At 65.1% G+C, this 16,033-nt stretch carries 13 protein-coding genes; 6 read left to right on the forward strand and 7 right to left on the reverse strand.

Annotation, left to right across the window (positions count from 1 at the left end):
* Window positions 1-99: 99 nt before the first annotated feature.
* From TSA1_RS28265 to TSA1_RS28285, 5 genes are all read right to left on the reverse strand, one after another.
* Complete coding sequence (locus TSA1_RS28265) at window positions 100-1,713, reverse strand: benzoate-CoA ligase family protein (RefSeq protein WP_100179210.1); 1,614 nt, start codon at window positions 1,711-1,713, stop codon at window positions 100-102.
* On the reverse strand, window positions 1,710-2,849 hold the full coding sequence (locus TSA1_RS28270; RefSeq protein WP_174719111.1) for an FAD-dependent monooxygenase: 1,140 nt from the start codon (window positions 2,847-2,849) through the stop codon (window positions 1,710-1,712). Before TSA1_RS28270 ends, TSA1_RS28265 begins: the two co-directional genes overlap by 4 nt.
* 189 nt (window positions 2,850-3,038) lie before the next feature.
* Window positions 3,039-3,254, reverse strand: coding sequence for a hypothetical protein (locus TSA1_RS28275; RefSeq protein ID WP_097666597.1), 216 nt, complete (start codon window positions 3,252-3,254; stop codon window positions 3,039-3,041).
* Window positions 3,255-3,372: 118 nt separating this feature from the next.
* Window positions 3,373-4,242, reverse strand: a complete 870-nt coding sequence (locus TSA1_RS28280; RefSeq protein ID WP_100179211.1) for a cysteine rich repeat-containing protein — start codon at window positions 4,240-4,242, stop codon at window positions 3,373-3,375.
* A 156-nt stretch (window positions 4,243-4,398) separates the two neighbouring features.
* Window positions 4,399-5,400: an NADP-dependent oxidoreductase gene (locus TSA1_RS28285; RefSeq protein WP_100179212.1), complete on the reverse strand. Its 1,002-nt coding sequence runs from the start codon at window positions 5,398-5,400 to the stop codon at window positions 4,399-4,401.
* A gap of 212 nt (window positions 5,401-5,612) precedes the next feature.
* Here TSA1_RS28285 and TSA1_RS28290 point away from each other — a divergent pair, with 212 nt between their 5' ends.
* The gene (locus tag TSA1_RS28290; protein ID WP_100179213.1) at window positions 5,613-6,911 is read left to right on the forward strand and encodes a dicarboxylate/amino acid:cation symporter; all 1,299 of its coding nucleotides are present in this window, start codon (window positions 5,613-5,615) and stop codon (window positions 6,909-6,911) included.
* Between the two features lie 9 nt (window positions 6,912-6,920).
* Window positions 6,921-7,847, forward strand: coding sequence for an amino acid ABC transporter substrate-binding protein (locus TSA1_RS28295; protein WP_100179214.1), 927 nt, complete (start codon window positions 6,921-6,923; stop codon window positions 7,845-7,847).
* Window positions 7,848-8,035: 188 nt separating this feature from the next.
* Here TSA1_RS28295 and TSA1_RS28300 read toward each other — a convergent pair whose 3' ends face one another.
* The gene (locus TSA1_RS28300; protein ID WP_100179215.1) at window positions 8,036-8,842 is read right to left on the reverse strand and encodes an ATP-grasp domain-containing protein; all 807 of its coding nucleotides are present in this window, start codon (window positions 8,840-8,842) and stop codon (window positions 8,036-8,038) included.
* A 384-nt stretch (window positions 8,843-9,226) separates the two neighbouring features.
* Here TSA1_RS28300 and TSA1_RS28305 point away from each other — a divergent pair, with 384 nt between their 5' ends.
* The 3 genes from TSA1_RS28305 (at window position 9,227) to TSA1_RS28315 (ending at window position 12,468) form a co-directional block, all read left to right on the forward strand.
* Window positions 9,227-10,000, forward strand: a complete 774-nt coding sequence (locus TSA1_RS28305) for a ferredoxin--NADP reductase (RefSeq protein ID WP_100179216.1) — start codon at window positions 9,227-9,229, stop codon at window positions 9,998-10,000.
* 424 nt (window positions 10,001-10,424) lie between these two features.
* Complete coding sequence (locus tag TSA1_RS28310) at window positions 10,425-12,128, forward strand: FMN-binding glutamate synthase family protein (RefSeq protein ID WP_245448436.1); 1,704 nt, start codon at window positions 10,425-10,427, stop codon at window positions 12,126-12,128.
* Window positions 12,129-12,228: 100 nt separating this feature from the next.
* Window positions 12,229-12,468 carry a PilZ domain-containing protein gene (locus tag TSA1_RS28315; protein ID WP_100179217.1) on the forward strand — a complete coding sequence of 80 codons (240 nt, stop codon included), beginning with the start codon at window positions 12,229-12,231 and terminating at the stop codon, window positions 12,466-12,468.
* Between the two features lie 28 nt (window positions 12,469-12,496).
* On the opposite strand, the gene TSA1_RS28320 is transcribed toward TSA1_RS28315, so the two are convergent.
* On the reverse strand, window positions 12,497-13,792 hold the full coding sequence (locus TSA1_RS28320; protein ID WP_100181372.1) for a hemolysin family protein: 1,296 nt from the start codon (window positions 13,790-13,792) through the stop codon (window positions 12,497-12,499).
* A 239-nt stretch (window positions 13,793-14,031) separates the two neighbouring features.
* On the opposite strand from TSA1_RS28320, the gene TSA1_RS28325 reads away from it, so the two are divergent.
* Window positions 14,032-16,033: methyl-accepting chemotaxis protein (locus TSA1_RS28325; protein ID WP_100181373.1), on the forward strand; the 2,002-nt coding region annotated here is incomplete at its 3' end.

The raw sequence follows: 16,033 nt of genomic DNA on the forward strand, positions 1-16,033 counted from the left end.
GTGGCAGCGTGAAGCCTGGGCCCCGGCTCTGCAGCGCATCGCTTCGCGCTGCACTGCGTCCGGGGCACGGCACTTGTACCTACCGCCAAATCCCTCGCCTCACATCCGCAGCAGCGCCTGCCGGTCGATCTTCCCCGTGCCCGTCTTCGGAAGCTCGTCGATGAAGATCACCTCGCGCGGGTATTTGTACGGCAGCAGCTTGCCCTTGACGTAATCCTGCAATCGCCGCGTCGCGTCGCCCTGGTTGACCGTGCGGTTGTTCATCACGACCACGGCCTTCAGCGTCATCCGCCGGTCCGGCAGCTCGGCCGCGAACACCGCGCATTCGCGGATGTCGGGGTGATCGGCGAGGCAGAGCTCGACCTCGAGCGGATAGACCCACTGGCCCGAGATCTTGATCAGATCGTCGGCGCGGCCGCGGAAGAAGTGGAAGCCGTCGGCATCGCGCACGAAGCGGTCGCCGGTGTAGATCCAGCCGCCCTCGCGGATAGTCTCGGCGGATTTGTCCGGCCGGTTCCAGTACAGCGGCGTGTTGGAATCGCCGCGCACCCACAAAATGCCTTCCTCGTCGTCGGCGACGTCGCGACCGTCCTTGTCGCGCAGCGCGACCTCGTAGCCGGGCACGCGCAGGCCGGCGGCGCCGAGCTTCTTCTGCTCGGGGCGGTTCGAGAGATAGATGTGCAGCACCTCGGTCGAGCCGAGGCCCTCGACGATCTCGAGCCCCGTGAGCGTCTTCCAGCCGTTGAAGACGTCGGCCGAAAGCACCTCGGCTGCGGAGAGCGCCATGCGCAATGACGAGAAATCCGTCCTCTCCGCGCCCTCGGCCTTGGTCAGCGCCGTGTAGAGCGTCGGCAGGCCGAAGAAGACCGTCGGCCTGTACTGCGCGATCGCCGCAAAGATCGCGGCGGGCTTCGGCTGGCCCGGCAGCAGCAGCGTTGCGGCACCGGCCGAGAACGGAAAGGTGACGGAATTGCCGAAGCCATAGGCGAAGAAGATCTTCGGCACGGAGAAGCAGATGTCGTCAGGCGTCAGCTTCAGGATGTTTTTCGCGAAAGCGACCTCGCTATAGGCCATGTCGTGCTGGAGATGCACGATGCCCTTGGGCCGGCCGGTCGACCCCGAGGAATACATCCAGAACGCCATCTCGTTGCGATTTGTGTCAGCTTCCGCCAGCTCGGCGGGAAACTGCGCAAGCCAGCTTGCTGCCGCGAGCGCCCTCGGTGCGGCGTGATCGCCCGCCGGTCCGTTGGCGATGATCAGCGTATGCAGCTTGGTATCCTTGCACGCCTCCGCATTGAAGCGAGCCGCGAACTCGGCGTCCGCCACCGCAACTCCAGCGCCGGAATCTGCGAGATAGAACTGCAGGAGATCGGGCGGCGTCAGCGTGTTGATCAGGAGCGGCACGAAGCCGGCGCGCACCGCGCCGAAGAAGGCGGCCGGGTAGGCCGGCGTGTCGTCGAGGAACAGCAGCACGCGGTCGCCGCGCGTCAGGCCGAGCGAGGCAAGACCGTTGCCCCAGCGGCAGGCCTCGTCGCAGAGCTCGGCGTAAGTTCGCGTGCCCGCCGGTCCGATCAGCGCGGGCTTGTCGCCGCGTCCCTTGCCGAGGTTATCAAACAACACCCGGCTGGCATTGTAGATGTCGGGAACGGCAAAGCCGATCTCACGTGTCCCCGCGCTGTCGGCGGGCACCTGGTCGCGTATCTCGTTGCTCATGCCTCATCCCCACCGTTCTTGGCGGCCTCGTAACGCGCCATGAAGGCTGGCGACATGTGGCGCAGGCGTGCATCGTCGATGCGGCCGGAGCGGGTGATGTAGCTGTAGGCGAAATCCATCAGGCCCTGCTGCATGTGCTGGGCGAAATGCTCGTACCAGAACGCGCTGGTGCGGGCCGCGTTGACGAGCTTCTGCACCACCGGCTTCCGCGCGGCCTGATAGCGGTGCAATGCCGTGGTCAGGTGCGCATCCGATTCCAGCGCCTTGACCAGCGCAATGGCGTCCTCGATGGCAAGCCGCGTGCCCGAGCCGATCGAGAAGTGCGCCGAATGCAGGGCGTCGCCGATCAGCACCATGTTCTTGAACGACCAGTGCTCGTTCCAGACCCAGGGGAAATTGCGCCAGACCGATTTGTTGGAGACGAGGCAATGACCGCCGAGCGTGTCCGCGAACACCTCCTCGCAGACGCCCTTGGATTGCTCGACGTCCTTGTAGGCGAAGCCATAGGCCTGCCAGGTCGCGTGATCGCATTCGACCAGGAAGGTGCTCATGGTCGGCGAGTAGCGGTAGTGATGCGCGTTGAAAGCCCCGCGGTCGGTCTTCACGAAGGTCTGCGACAGCGTGTCGAAGCGCTTCGAGGTGCCGTACCAGACGAACTTGTTGGAGGAGTAGGACAGCGAGGTGCCGAAATCGCCCTCATAGGCGCGGCGCACCAGCGAGTTCAAGCCGTCCGCGGCGACGATCAGATCGTAGCCATTGAGCTGGTCGATCGCGTGGATCTGGGTGTCGAAGCGCGGCGTGATGCCGACCTCGAGCGCGCGCTGCTGCAGGAACCTCAGCAGCTCGAGCCGCCCGATGGAGGAGAAGCCGACGCCGTCGATGGCGACGCTGTCGCCGCCGAGGTTCAGCGTGATGTTCTCCCAGCTCTCCATATGCGGCGCAATCGCGTCGACTGTCTCGGGGTCGTCGGCGCGCAGGAATTCCAGCGCCTGGTCGGAGAACACGACGCCAAAGCCCCAGGTCGCGTCGGCCGGGTTCTGCTCGAACAGGTCGACCTGATCCTCGGGGTGACGCTTCTTCCACAGATAGGCGAAATAGAGCCCACCGGGCCCTCCGCCAATCACGGCGATCCGCAACGCCTGCCTCCCTAATTGACAGTATACTTACTATCTAGGGGTAGACTAATGTGCTCCGGCGTCCCGCGCCAGCGGAATTATCGGCCAGGCGGGCACGCCGCAGCGCGTCTTCGGACTCACGTCTTGCGCGCGCCCGAAGCCGTCAGGTCCGAATCATAGCCAAACCGCGCCGGCTTGGCTATTCGCGTGTCAGACGCAGCGCTTCACGTAGACGCCGTTCACCAGCACCCTGGTGCAACGGACGACCGGAACCGGCTTGCGGACCACGACGGCCGCGTTCGGCCCGGCGCAGCCGGCGCGATAGACGCCGCGGGCGCACACGACCGCATTGGCATCGGTGGCCTCGAGGGTCATGGTTGCGCCGAAAGCGAGGAGCGCAGACGCAACGAGCAGCAATGATCGCATGTTGTCCTCCCGGTCTTGTCGTGATCGAAATCGGATCAGCAAAGGATTTGTCGTTGCAGTCGTGCGAAAATTCAGGCTCGCACGCTGCCAAATATCGATGCGCGCGTTGCGCGGCGCGCTATCGCACCGTGAACGCCGCCAGCACGTCCCGGCACGCCGGCGACAGCGATGACGCGTTGTTCGCAAGGCACTGCATGATGCGGCCGGCGCCGACCTCGACGCCGGCACAGATCGTGCGGATGTCGGCGCCGCAGGCCGATCGGGCGACGAACAGCTCTTCGCGCGGCCGCATCGGACGCAGCACGAGCACGGTGGGCGCCGCGGCAGGGGCGGCTGCCGCGCCTGCAGACGGGGCTGCGGTGGCTGCCGCTCCGCCGCCGGTTGCTGCGCTGACGGCGCTTCCGCAGGCCGGCGAGACCCTGGCCTTGTTCTTCTCCAGGCATTCCAGCGCAGGCGCGCCGCCCGGCGGCACGCTGGCGCAGACCTTGGGATAATCGCCCCGGCACGCGCTCTTGATTGCGGCAAGTTGCGCGCTGCTCGGCTGCTTGGGCGCGGCCGCCTTCGGCGCCGCTGCGGCGGCGGCCGGCTTCGCAGCGGGAGCCGATTCGGCCTTCGGCGCCGCAGGTGCCGGTGCCGGCTCAGTCTTGGGAGCGGCTTCCTTGGGAGCGGCTTCCTTGGGGGCCGCTTCGGTCTTGGGCGCGGCGGGAGCGGCTTCGGTCTTCGGAGCCGCCGGTGGCGCGATCGCGCGAACCGCGGTCTGGCATCCCGACGAGAGGCTGGACATGTTCTTCTGCAAGCACTGGAACGCTTCCGTGCCGCCGGGCGTCACGCTCGAGCAGTGCGCCATGAAGTCCGAGCGGCATGCGGACCTGATGGCGCTCTTCTGCGCATCGGTCGGCGCTTGCGCGAACGCGCCTGTTGCAGTTGCGAACAATGCCGCCGCCAGCAACGCCTTGCGCGTTGAGACTCGTTTCAACGTGTTGAACATCTGGATGAATTCCTGCCCTGTCGATATCGTTCGACGCTCAATCAAAGTCATGCAATCGCAATCGTCGCGCGTGATGCCTCGCGAGCGATATCATTGGCCGCTTCGGCCGCTACCGCAAGTGGATTATACCGGCGCGGATGTGCCGCGCCGAAATCGTCAGAGCCGGATCATCCGCTTGCCGCGGTTCTCGCCCGCAAGCAATCCGATCAGCGCCTTCGGCGTGTTGGCGAGGCCGTCGATGATATCCTCCTGCACCTTCAGCTTGCCGGACTTGACCCAGGCCTGGAGATCGGCGAGGGCGCGCGGGCTCTCCTTCATGTAATCCATCACGATGAAGCCCTGCATGACGAGCCGCTTCACCACGATCAGGCCCGGCACGCCGCGCGGGCCGTGCGCGGATGGTGTGCCGTCATATTGCGAGATCGCGCCGCAGCAGGCGATGCGGCCGTAATTGTTCATCTGCGGCAGGCAGGCTTCGAGAATGTCGCCGCCGACATTGTCGAAATAGACGTCGATGCCCTTGGGGGCTGCGGCACGCAACGCCTTGAACACCGCACCGTCCTTGTAGTCCACGGCGGCATCGAAGCCGAGCTCCGAGGTCAGCCAGCTACACTTGTCCGCGCCGCCGGCGATGCCGATCACGCGGCATCCTTTGATCTTGGCGATCTGTCCGACGATCGAGCCGACCGATCCCGCCGCCGCGGAAACCACGACGGTCGCGCCTTCTCTGGGTTTGCCGACCTCCAGCAGACCGAAATAGGCGGTGAGGCCGGCGATGCCGAACACGCTGAGCAGATGCGTCATCGGCTCGAGCTTCGGCATCTTGGTGAGATGCTTTGCCGGCACCGCGGCAAATTCCTGCCAGCCGGTGTCGCCGAACACGATGTCGCCGGGAGCTAGCTCAGGCGCCTTCGAGCTGATGACCTCGGCGATGGCGCCGCCGGCCATCACGCTGTTGGCCTCCACCGCAGAACGATAGGTCGCGCCATGCATCCAGGCGCGGTTGGCGGCGTCCAGCGAGATGTAGCGCACGCGCAGCAGGGCCTCACCGTCCTTCGGTTCCGGCATGGCGCCGTCCACCATCTTGAAGTGCTCCGGGCCGAGCTTGCCGCTGGGTTTTTCGACCAGCAGGATCTGGCGATTGACGTTGCCGCTCATGGCGTTTCCCTCTTTGATCGTCTTGACGATTATTGATGCAGCCGTCGCAAAGAAAACGTGCAGGCCACATGCGTTGTGCGCTGCGTGAAGGCTAGATCGCGGCGCTCCATTTCACAACGGGAACATCCTGAAAACGCGATCACACGCAAAGCGTGTTGCGTCGCTATGATATCTGCGACATCATGAAGCGCCGGTGTACGTGGGGGTCAACGATGTCCAACAGGTTTACGCAATACATTCTGGCGGCGATGGTGCTCGGCATCATCATGGGGACGGCGATCTACAATTTCCTGCCGGATACCCGCGCCGAGTGGGCCTCTGCCATCAACCTGATCGCGATGATGTTCCTGCGCCTGATCAAGATGATCATCGCGCCCCTGGTGTTCGCGACCCTGGTCGGCGGCATCGCCCATATGGGCTCCGGCGCCAAGCTCGGACGCATCTTCGCCAAGACCATGGGCTGGTTCGTCAGCGCCTCCTTCGTCTCGCTGCTGCTCGGCCTCGTGATGGTGAACCTGTTGCAGCCCGGCGCGAATTTCCCGGGCACGCTGCCCGCGGCGGGGCAATCGACCGGCCTGCCGGTGTCGGCCTTCTCGATCGAGAAATTCCTGACCCATCTGATCCCGACCTCGATCGCGGACGCGATGGCGCAGAACGAGATCCTGCAGATCGTGATCTTCGCGGTGTTCTTCTCGGTGGCGATGGGCGCAATGCCCGAGCGCTCCAAGCCGATCCTGGCGATGATCGACGATATCGGCCACATCATGCTCAAGGTGACGAGCTACGTGATGCTGTTCGCGCCGCTCGCGGTGTGGGCCGCCATCACCGCGACGGTGGCCAAGAACGGCCTCGCCGTGCTCTGGAAGCTCGTCGTCTTCATGGGTGGCTTCTATCTCTCGCTGATGATCCTGTGGGCCATCCTGGTCGTGGTCGGCTTCATCGTGATCGGGCCGCGCTACAGCCATCTGCTGAAGCTGATCCGCGAACCCCTGATGATCGCGTTCTCGACCGCAAGCTCGGAGGCGGCGTACCCGAAGACGCTGGAGGGGCTCAACCGCTTCGGCGCCTCGTCGCGGATCTCGAGCTTCGTGCTGCCGCTGGGTTATTCCTTCAACCTCGACGGCACGATGATGTATTGCACCTTCGCCAGCGTCTTCATCGCGCAGAGCTACCACATCGACATGCCGCTCGGCACCCAGCTTGCGATGCTGGCGACGCTGATGATCACCTCCAAGGGCGTCGCCGGCGTGCCGCGCGCCTCCCTCGTCGTGATCGCATCGACGCTGGCGCAGTTCAACATCCCCGAGGCGGGCCTGTTGATGATCATGGGCATCGACACCTTCCTCGACATGGGCCGCAGCGCCACCAACGTGATCGGCAACACGCTGGCGACCTCGGTCGTGGCCAAGTGGGAAGGCGAACTGGGGCCGGAGCATGCCATGGGGCCCGGCGACGCTGTGCCTGACGACATGATTCCCGGCGAAGTGCCCGCGATGGCCGGCCATGGTTAGGAGCGAACCATGGGCCAGATCGTGGCGAGGTCACTGACCTCAGGCTGCTTGTTGCTCGCGATGTCCTTGTTCGGGACGTCGGCGTTCGCCCAGACCGGCAGCGAAGGGCTCAGCCCGACGCTGGCGGCCGTCAAGAAAGCGCACGCCGTGCGGCTCGGCTATCGCGAGAGCTCGCCGCCGTTCTCCTTCCTCGACCAGTCGGGCCGTCCGATCGGCTACAGCCTCGAGCTCTGCGAGGCCATCGTCGAGGAGATCGGCGTCGAGGTCGACGATCCCAATCTCAGGATCGACTACGTCAAGGTGACCTCGGACGACCGCATCGATGCCGTGCTCCAGAACAAGATCGACCTGGAATGCGGCTCGACCACGGCCAATGCCGAGCGCGGCAAGCGCGTCGCTTTCTCGCCCCTGATGTTCGTCGCCGGCACCAAGCTGATGGTGCCGAAGGCGTCCAGCGCGCAGTCGTTGACCGATCTGAAGGGCAAGACCGTCGTGGTGACGAAGGGCACCACCAACGAGCAGGCGATCCAGGCCGCGGACAAGAAATTTTCGTTGGGATTGAACATCGCCGTCGGCGGCGATCACGAGCAATCCTACCAGATGCTCGCCGACGGCAAGGCCGATGCGTTCGCGACCGACGACATCCTGCTCTTCGGCCTGATCGCGCGCCACAAGGCGCAGGACAAGTTCCGCGTCACCGGCGATTATCTGTCCTATGATCCCTACGGCATCATGTTCAGGAAGGGTGAGCCGCAATTGTCCGCCGTGGTCGAGCGCACCTTCCGCAAGCTCGGCTCCAATCGCGATCTCGTTCCGCTCTACAACAAATGGTTCACCGCAAGGCTGCCCACAGGCGAACGCCTGAACGTGCCGATCTCGCTGCAGCTGGAAGAGGCGTTCAAGGCCATGGACGATTCAGCGGGGGCGAGTAATTAGCGGCGAGTCTCTCTTACCCTCCCCTGGAGGGGGAGGGTCGATCGCGCGCAGCGCGAGCGGGGTGGGGTGATCTCTCCACTCGGGCACTGTTGGATGTGGAGAGACCGTCACCCCACCCCGTCTCGCATCGCTGACGCGCTGCGAGCCGACCCTCTCCCTCCAGGGGAGGGTGGGCGCCTGCGCCTTGGCTATTTGCCGCCCTCCCCAAACACCCGATCCAGCGCCGCGTCATAGGTCGCCCGCACCAGCTCGGGATGCAGCTTGGCCAGCGCTTCCATCATCACGCCCGAGTTGATCTCCAGCACGCGCCAGCAGCCGTTCACGCGAACCACGTCGATCGAGGCAAAGACAATGCCGATGGCGCGCGCGGCATCGATCGCGAGCTTGACGCAGGCCGCGCGGGCCTCGCCGTCCTGCAGCAGCACCGGCTTCGCGCCGGCGTCGAGATTGTGCCGCCAGTCCGCGCCGCGCTGCTTGCTGTAGACGATCCGAGGCGCATCCTCGAGCAGCACCACGCGGACCTCGTCCTCGATCACCACATAGGGCGAGATCACGAGCCCTGTGCTCATCGAAAACACCTCGCCAGCCGCGTGGTCGAGCTCCGCCTCCGTCGTCACCTTGAACACCGAACGCCCCGAGGTTCCCTCGTTCGGCTTGACCACCACGCCTTGCGGATTGTCGCGCAGCAGGTCCAGCATCGCCTCACGCCAGGTCGCATCAACGACATTGCTGCCCAGCTTCGGATTGAGGAAGAGGTGATGGGGAATGCAGGGCACGCCCGCGAGCGCCAGCACTTCGGCGGCGGCGGATTTGTCGTTGGCGAGGCGATGTGCGATGGCGCTGTTGAGGCCGATGTCGTAGCCGAAGGCGAAGCGCCGTGCCTCGCCGCGATGCATCGCGATCAGCCAGCCGCCGGCGCAGACATCGACCGCGATGCCGTGACCAGCACAATAACGCCGGATCGCCTGAACGAAGATTCGCTCGCTGCTCGCCAAGTCGTTCGTCCTGTCCTTGTCGTTCCCGTCGCCAAAAGCCGCAGAAATGCGGGCAACGGTGTCAATCCCGGGCGGAAATCAGAGCTATTCTTAATGAAATTCTCGCGAGCGCGACGGAAATTAAGTGCTGCATTCGAGCCCTGCAGGGAAAAGAAATTGCCCTCCCTGCGCGCCGGGCAGCAGATTCATTAATGATGCGGCCAATTCCGCCGCAAATGCCGGTTTGATCGGCATCAATTGCATCCGAAACGAGGTTGATTATTGGTCTCAATGGCGTAGATCACACACGCGAAATCCTCCGCCATGGCAATGGTGTCCGCCCGTTTTCAGGGCCGGGCCACGCTTTTGCCCGAAAAACCGCAATTATTCGGAATATCGAAAATCATGAGCGCGTTTTACCGAGAGAAGGTTCTTTCCGTCCAGCACTGGACCGACACGCTGTTCAGCTTCCGCGCCACGCGCGACACCGGCTTCCGTTTTCAGAACGGCCAGTTCGCCATGATCGGCCTCGAGGTCGACGGCCGTCCGCTGCTGCGCGCCTACAGCATGGCGAGCGCCAACCACGAGGAGGAGCTCGAGTTCTTCTCGATCAAGGTGCAGGACGGCCCGCTGACCTCGCGCCTGCAGAAGATCAAGGAAGGCGACACCATCCTGGTCGGCCGCAAGGCGACCGGCACGCTCATCACCGACAACCTCCTACCCGGCAAGCGGCTGATGCTGCTCTCGACCGGCACCGGCCTTGCGCCGTTCGCGAGCCTGATCAAGGACCCCGAGGTCTACGACCAGTTCGAGTCCATCGTGCTGGTGCATGGCTGCCGTCAGGTCTCCGAGCTCGCCTATGGCGAGAAGCTCGTCGCGAACCTTCGCGAGGACGAGCTGTTCGGGGAGCTGCTCGCGGACAAGCTGGTCTACTACCCGACCGTGACCCGCGAGCCGTTCAGGAACCGCGGCCGCATCACCGACCTCATCAACTCCGAGCAGATCTTCAACGATATCGGACAGTCGCCCCTCGACATCGCAACCGACCGCGTCATGATGTGCGGCAGCCCGGGGATGCTCGAAGAGCTGAAGGTGATGTTCGAGAGCCGCGACTTCATCGAAGGCAGCGGCAACAAGCCCGGCCATTTCGTGATCGAGAAGGCGTTCGTCGAGCGCTGATTGTCTTTGTCCCGCTAGCGTGGGACGGCGTCGTCTCACACTCACTCATCGTCCCGGACAAGCGCGCCCCAAGCGCGCGCCGATCCGGGACCGAGACCCACAGGGAGCAGTTTTGCGAAGGCTGGTAACCACCAGCTTTGCCCAACATCCCTTCCTGTGGTTATGGATCCCGGGTCAGCTGACGCTTGCCCGGGACGACAGCTGAATGCTTGAAATGCAGTTGTGGCCCATGCGGAGCCGTCAAGTGCTCCTGCGGGCCGCCGTCCCTCCTCCCCCTCATCCCTCTGCTGCACTGCAAAAGCCTATCCTCTCGGCTGATTGATTTGTCACGGCCGAATTCGCTAGCTTGAAACAAGGGCCGCGTCATATCCGTATGACAGGCGAGGGCGTATCGTACCGCCTCATGCTGGCGAGAGGATCGATCGTGGCCGACGACAACAAGACGCGGGAATCGCCCAACCATACATCCCCGAAGCGCCTGCCGCTGGCGGAGGAGGGGATCATGGAAACCCTGCTGCTGCCATTCTCGCCGCGCTTCATCGTGCTGACGATCTGCGCGGTGGTCACCGCGCTGCTGATCGGCATCGGTATCGTCGATCGCAAGATCTTCGACATCCTGCTGGTCCCGATCCTGATCTTCGGCGCGCTGACGCTGCTCGGAGTCCGCGATCTCCTGCAGAAGAGCCACGCGGTGCTGCGCAACTATCCGATTTCGGCGCATATCCGCTTCCTGCTCGAAGAGATCCGCCCCGAAATGAGGCAGTACTTCTTCGAGAGCGAGAAGGACGGCATGCCGTTCTCGCGCGATACCCGAGCGGTGGTCTATCAGCGCGCCAAGATGGAGCTCGACAAGCGTCCGTTCGGCACCCAGGAGGACGTCTATCGCGAGGGCTATGAGTGGATGCATCACTCGGTCTCGCCGAAGACGCATGCCCAGGAGAAATTCCGCATCAGCATCGGCGGGCCCGATTGCAAGCAGCCCTATTCGGCCTCGGTGTTCAACATCTCCGCAATGAGCTTCGGCGCGCTCAGCCCCAACGCGGTGCGCGCGCTCAATGCCGGCGCCAGGAAGGGGGGCTTCGCGCACGACACCGGCGAGGGCGGCGTCAGCCCCTATCACCGCGAGATGGGCGGCGACATCATCTGGGAGATCGGCTCCGGCTATTTCGGTTGCCGTCATCTCGACGGCAGCTTCGATCCCGAAGCGTTCGCACGCGTCGCCGGCGACGACCAGATCAAGATGGTCGAGCTCAAGGTCAGCCAGGGTGCCAAGCCCGGCCATGGTGGCGTGCTGCCGGCGGCAAAGGTCTCGGAGGAGATCTCGAAAATCCGCGGCGTCGCGATGGGCGAGGATTGCATCTCGCCGGCCTCGCATCGCGCCTTCTCCACGCCCGTTGGCATGATGCAGTTCATCGCGGAGATGCGCCGTCTGTCCGGTGGCAAGCCGGCCGGCTTCAAGCTGTGCATCGGCCATCCCTGGGAATTCCTGGCGATCTGCAAGGCGATGCTTCAGACCGGCATCTATCCGGATTTCATCGTGGTCGACGGCAATGAAGGCGGCACCGGCGCGGCGCCGCTGGAGTTCATGGATCATCTGGGCATGCCGATGCGCGAGGGCGTCAATTTCGTCCACAACGCGCTGATCGGCATCAATGCGCGCGACCGCATCAGGATCGGCGCGTCCGGCAAGATCGCCACCGCCTTCGACATGGCGCGCGCGATGGCGATCGGCGCAGACTATTGCAACTCGGCGCGCGGCTTCATGTTCTCGCTCGGCTGCATCCAGTCGCTGAGCTGTCACACCGACCGCTGCCCAACCGGGGTGGCGACGCAGGATCCGACCCGTGCGCGCGCGCTCTATGTGCCGCTCAAGATCGATCGCGTGCACAATTATCACCACGCGACGCTGCACTCGCTGACCGAGCTGATTGCCGCGGCCGGGCTCGAGCATCCGCAGCAGCTGCGTCCGATTCATTTCAGCCAGCGCACATCGACCACCGACGTGAAGTCCTTTGCGCAGCTCTATCCGGCGCTGCGTCCGGGCGAGCTGCTCGAAGGCACGGAAGACCCGCGCTTCCGCGACGCCTGGCGGATGGCGCAGGCCGACACGTTCCAGCCGGCGCTGTAGGCGCGGCGCTCGCCCCACCGCGATGCCGGCCCGCGCAAGGCACGTCGCGAGCGGCGCGGGCCTTTAACATTTGGTTCAGCTTTGGGTGTAAATTGTGCCCATGGACGAACGGCGCGACAAGGCAAGGCATCGCGTGCTGAAGGCCGGAACGATCGAGTTCGGCGGCGGCGCGATCGACTGCACCGTGCGCAATCTGTCCGACACCGGCGCCGCGCTCGACGTCACCAGTCCCCTCGGCATTCCCGAACATTTCACCCTGTTCGTCCAGGCCGACGGCACGCATCTGTCCTGCACCGTGGTCTGGCGCAAGGAGAAGCGGATCGGCGTGAAGTTCGGGTGAGGTGACTTGGCGCGAGCTATCGCTCGATTCACCCCGTCTCGACCTCGCTCAACCGGCTTGCCAAGATCTTGTCGATACGCCGTCCGTCGAGATCGATCACCTCGATATGCCAGCCGCCGAAGTCGAAGGCGTCGCCGGCGTCCGGCAGCGCGCTGAACTGTTGCAGCACGAGGCCCGCCACCGTGTTGTAACGGTGCGGCGGCAATTCGACGCCGAGCAACTCGCCGAATTCGTCGACCGGCATCCAGCCGGAGATCAGGAACGAATCGTCTGCGCGCTTGACATAAGCCGGCTCCGGCGGTCCCGCTTCCGAATGGAAGGCGCCGACGATCGACTCGAGGATGTCGGCGGCCGTCACCATGCCTTCGAAGCCGCCATATTCATCATAGACGAAGCCGACGTGGACCGGAGCGGTTTTCAGGATGGTCAGCACGTCGCGCGCGTCTGCCGACGCCGGAATGCCGGGCGCCTCGCGCACCAGCGCGCGCAGGTCGGGCTCGCGGTCGTTCATATAGGCGACCAGGAGGTCCTTGGCCTGGAGCACGCCGATCGGCTTGTCACGGTCGCCGTCGGAGACGGGAAAGCGCGAATGCGGGCTGCCCGCGATGATGGCCCGGATGGCGGCAGGTTCGTCGTTCAGATCGATCTCGTCGACCTCCGTGCGCGGCGTCATGACCGCGCCGACAGGCCGGTCGCCGAGCCGCATCACGCCGGCAATCATCTCCTTCTCGCCGGGCTCGAGCACGCCTGCGCTCTCGGCTTCGCTGACGAGGTGATGGATCTCGTCCTCCGAGACCTTCTCCTCGGCCTTGCCGCCGCGGCCGAGCAAGGTGAGGATCAGCTTGCCGGAGAGATCGAGCAGAAAGACCAGCGGCAGCGAGACCTTCGCGAGCACGTGCATGGCCGGCGCAACTCTCACCGCGACGCTTTCGGGGTCGCGCAGCGCCACCTGTTTCGGCACCAGCTCGCCGACGATCAGGGTGGCGTAGGTGATGAGCGTGACGACGATGCCGACGCCGACGATGTCGGCAATGCCGGAAGACAGGCCGAGCTCGATCAGCCATTGCGTCAGCCGCTGTCCGAGTGTCGCGCCCGAGAACGCGCCGGAGAGCACGCCGACCAGGGTGATGCCGATCTGCACCGTCGAGAGGAACTTGCCGGGATCGGCCGCCAGCGTCAGCGCCCGCTCGGCACCGCGCACGCCCTTGGCGGCAAGCAGCGACAGCCGCGCCGGGCGGGACGAAACCACGGCCAGCTCGGACATGGAGAGCAAGCCGTTGATGACGATCAGGACGACGACGATGACGAGTTCCAGCGAGAGCATGATGTTCCGGAGGTAAGCCAGTGTGGCCGGACGGCGGCACAAGCCTTGATATAGGTATTCGGCGAGGAAGTGCCGGCAATTCTGCGCATTCGTACCGCTGGGAACCTGTGTCCCATGCGTCTCAAGAGCCCTCCGCGACGACCTGACGCTCCGCGGAACTACGGATCGTTGCTTAACGACCCCTTAGTGGCGGCCGGGTAGGTTTTCGCCATTGCAGAAATCTATTCGGGGGACCCAAGATGCGCATCGGGAAACTTTTCGCGCTGTCGATGCTGACGGTGACGGTCTTCGCAGTCATCCTCGGCGCCGAGGTGCTGATACCCCAGACGCGCATCTTCACCAACCGCTCCGACGCGATCAAGACCGTCGATGCCTTCGGTGCGATGCTGACGGTCAGCCAGCACGTCGCCGGACTTCGTGCGCCCTACATTACCCCCATCTTCCAGGAAGGTGCGGCAACGCCGGCTCAGACCGAAGCTGCCACGAAGGCGGCGAAAGCGGCCGATGCCGGATTCGAAGCCGCAAGGCGCGCGCTCATGGTGGTCGATGACAGTGCAGCGATGATCGAAACCCTGGACCGCGCCGGCCGCCGGCTCAAGGACGTCGCCACGGCAGCAGATCGCGCGATGAGCGTTCCCCTGGCGGCGCGCGACAGCGCTGTGGTCAAGGGCTTCCTGCCTGCAGTTGCCGAGGTTATCAACAACATCGAGCCCATCATGAACCGGCTCGAAGGACACGTCGTCAATGCCGATTCATCGCTCGCCGCGCTCTTGAGCCTGGCGCGAACCGCGCAGGATCTGCGCGTTTCGGCCGGCAGCCGTGCCGCCACATTGTCGCCGGCGCTGTCCGCGCGCCGTCCGCTCGTGGCCGCCGAATTCTCGCTGATGGACCGCATGCAGGGACGTGTGGAAGCCGACCGCGAGCGCATCGAAGCCGGTATGGAGCAACTCGGCAATCCGCCCCGCATCGCCACGACGCTGAAGGCGGCGACGGAATCCTATTTTGGACAAGCAGCCTCGGTCGTAGAGAAGGAGATGCCTGCGGCGAAGAGCGACGGCAAGTACGGCATCACCGCCGACGAGTTGGCGAAGGTTATCGTGCCGGCCATCCAGATGTTCTACGGCGTGCGCGACGCTGCGCTGGCCGAAGCGGCCGAGCGCGCCTCGGCTGCGCGCAGCGGCGCCTTGGCGATGCTCGCGCTGGCGGGGGTCGCCGTGCTTGCCCTGCTCGGAACGCTCGCCGGCGTGACCATGATGCTGCGCAGCCGCGTGGTGACGCCGCTCGGCCGGATCGCGGACGTGATCGGCAAGCTCGCCGCCGGACAGCACGAGGTCGAGATCCCCGCGACGGGGCGCGATGACGAGATCGGCCAGGTGGCGGGCTCGCTGCAGCACTTCAAGGATTCGCTGCTCGCCAAGAAGGCCGCCGACGAGGCGGCCGCGGTCGAGGCCGACGCGAAGCTCCGGCGCAGCCAGCGCATGGACCAGGTCGCGCGCGACTTCGAAGCCATGATCGGCGATGTGATCAACACGGTGTCGTCGGCCTCGTCGGAGCTGGAAGCGTCCGCGGGAACGCTGACGAGCGCGGCCGATCAATCGGAAAAGGTCACCGCGACCGTCGCGGCCGCCTCCGAACAGGCCTCCACCAACGTGCAGACCGTCGCCGCGGCAGCCGAGGAGATGGCCTCGTCGGTCGACGAGATCAGCCGGCAGGTCCAGGACTCCGCGCGCATCGCCGGCGAAGCGGTGCAGCAGGCAGGGCGGACCAACGACCATGTCGGCGAGCTCGCCCGGGCCGCGGGACGGATCGGCGACGTCGTCGAGCTCATCAGCCAGATCGCAGGCCAGACCAATCTTCTGGCCCTCAACGCCACCATCGAGGCGGCGCGTGCTGGCGAGGCCGGGCGCGGCTTCGCCGTCGTCGCCTCCGAGGTCAAGGCGCTGGCCGAGCAGACCGCCAAGGCCACCGGCGAGATCAGCCAGCAGATCTCTGGAATCCAGACCGCGACGGAGGAGTCCGTCGGTGCCATCAAGGCGATCGGCGACACCATCACCCGCATGTCCGAGATCGCATCCGCGATCGCCTCGGCGGTCGAGGAGCAGGGCGCCGCGACGCGGGAGATCTCCCGCAACGTGCAGCAGGCCGCGCGCGGCACCCAGCAGGTCTCCGCCAGCATCGTCGACGTGCAGCACGGCGCGAGCCAGACCGGATCGGCCCCCCCCCAAAAGCTGGGGGCGGCCC

Origin of the sequence: Bradyrhizobium nitroreducens (assembly GCF_002776695.1) — a bacterium.
GTDB classification, from domain to species: Bacteria; Pseudomonadota; Alphaproteobacteria; order Rhizobiales; family Xanthobacteraceae; genus Bradyrhizobium; species Bradyrhizobium nitroreducens.

Excerpts from the sequence above, each read along its gene's own strand:
- TSA1_RS28265 (WP_100179210.1), bottom strand. The coding sequence starts at position 1,713 with ATGAGCAACGAGATACGCGACCAGGTGCCCGCCGACAGCGCGGGGACA.
- TSA1_RS28275 (WP_097666597.1), bottom strand. The coding sequence starts at position 3,254 with ATGCGATCATTGCTGCTCGTTGCGTCTGCGCTCCTCGCTTTCGGCGCA.
- TSA1_RS28280 (WP_100179211.1), bottom strand. The coding sequence starts at position 4,242 with ATGTTCAACACGTTGAAACGAGTCTCAACGCGCAAGGCGTTGCTGGCG.
- TSA1_RS28285 (WP_100179212.1), bottom strand. The coding sequence starts at position 5,400 with ATGAGCGGCAACGTCAATCGCCAGATCCTGCTGGTCGAAAAACCCAGC.
- TSA1_RS28290 (WP_100179213.1), top strand. The coding sequence starts at position 5,613 with ATGTCCAACAGGTTTACGCAATACATTCTGGCGGCGATGGTGCTCGGC.
- TSA1_RS28295 (WP_100179214.1), top strand. The coding sequence starts at position 6,921 with ATGGGCCAGATCGTGGCGAGGTCACTGACCTCAGGCTGCTTGTTGCTC.
- TSA1_RS28305 (WP_100179216.1), top strand. The coding sequence starts at position 9,227 with ATGAGCGCGTTTTACCGAGAGAAGGTTCTTTCCGTCCAGCACTGGACC.
- TSA1_RS28315 (WP_100179217.1), top strand. The coding sequence starts at position 12,229 with ATGGACGAACGGCGCGACAAGGCAAGGCATCGCGTGCTGAAGGCCGGA.
- TSA1_RS28320 (WP_100181372.1), bottom strand. The coding sequence starts at position 13,792 with ATGCTCTCGCTGGAACTCGTCATCGTCGTCGTCCTGATCGTCATCAAC.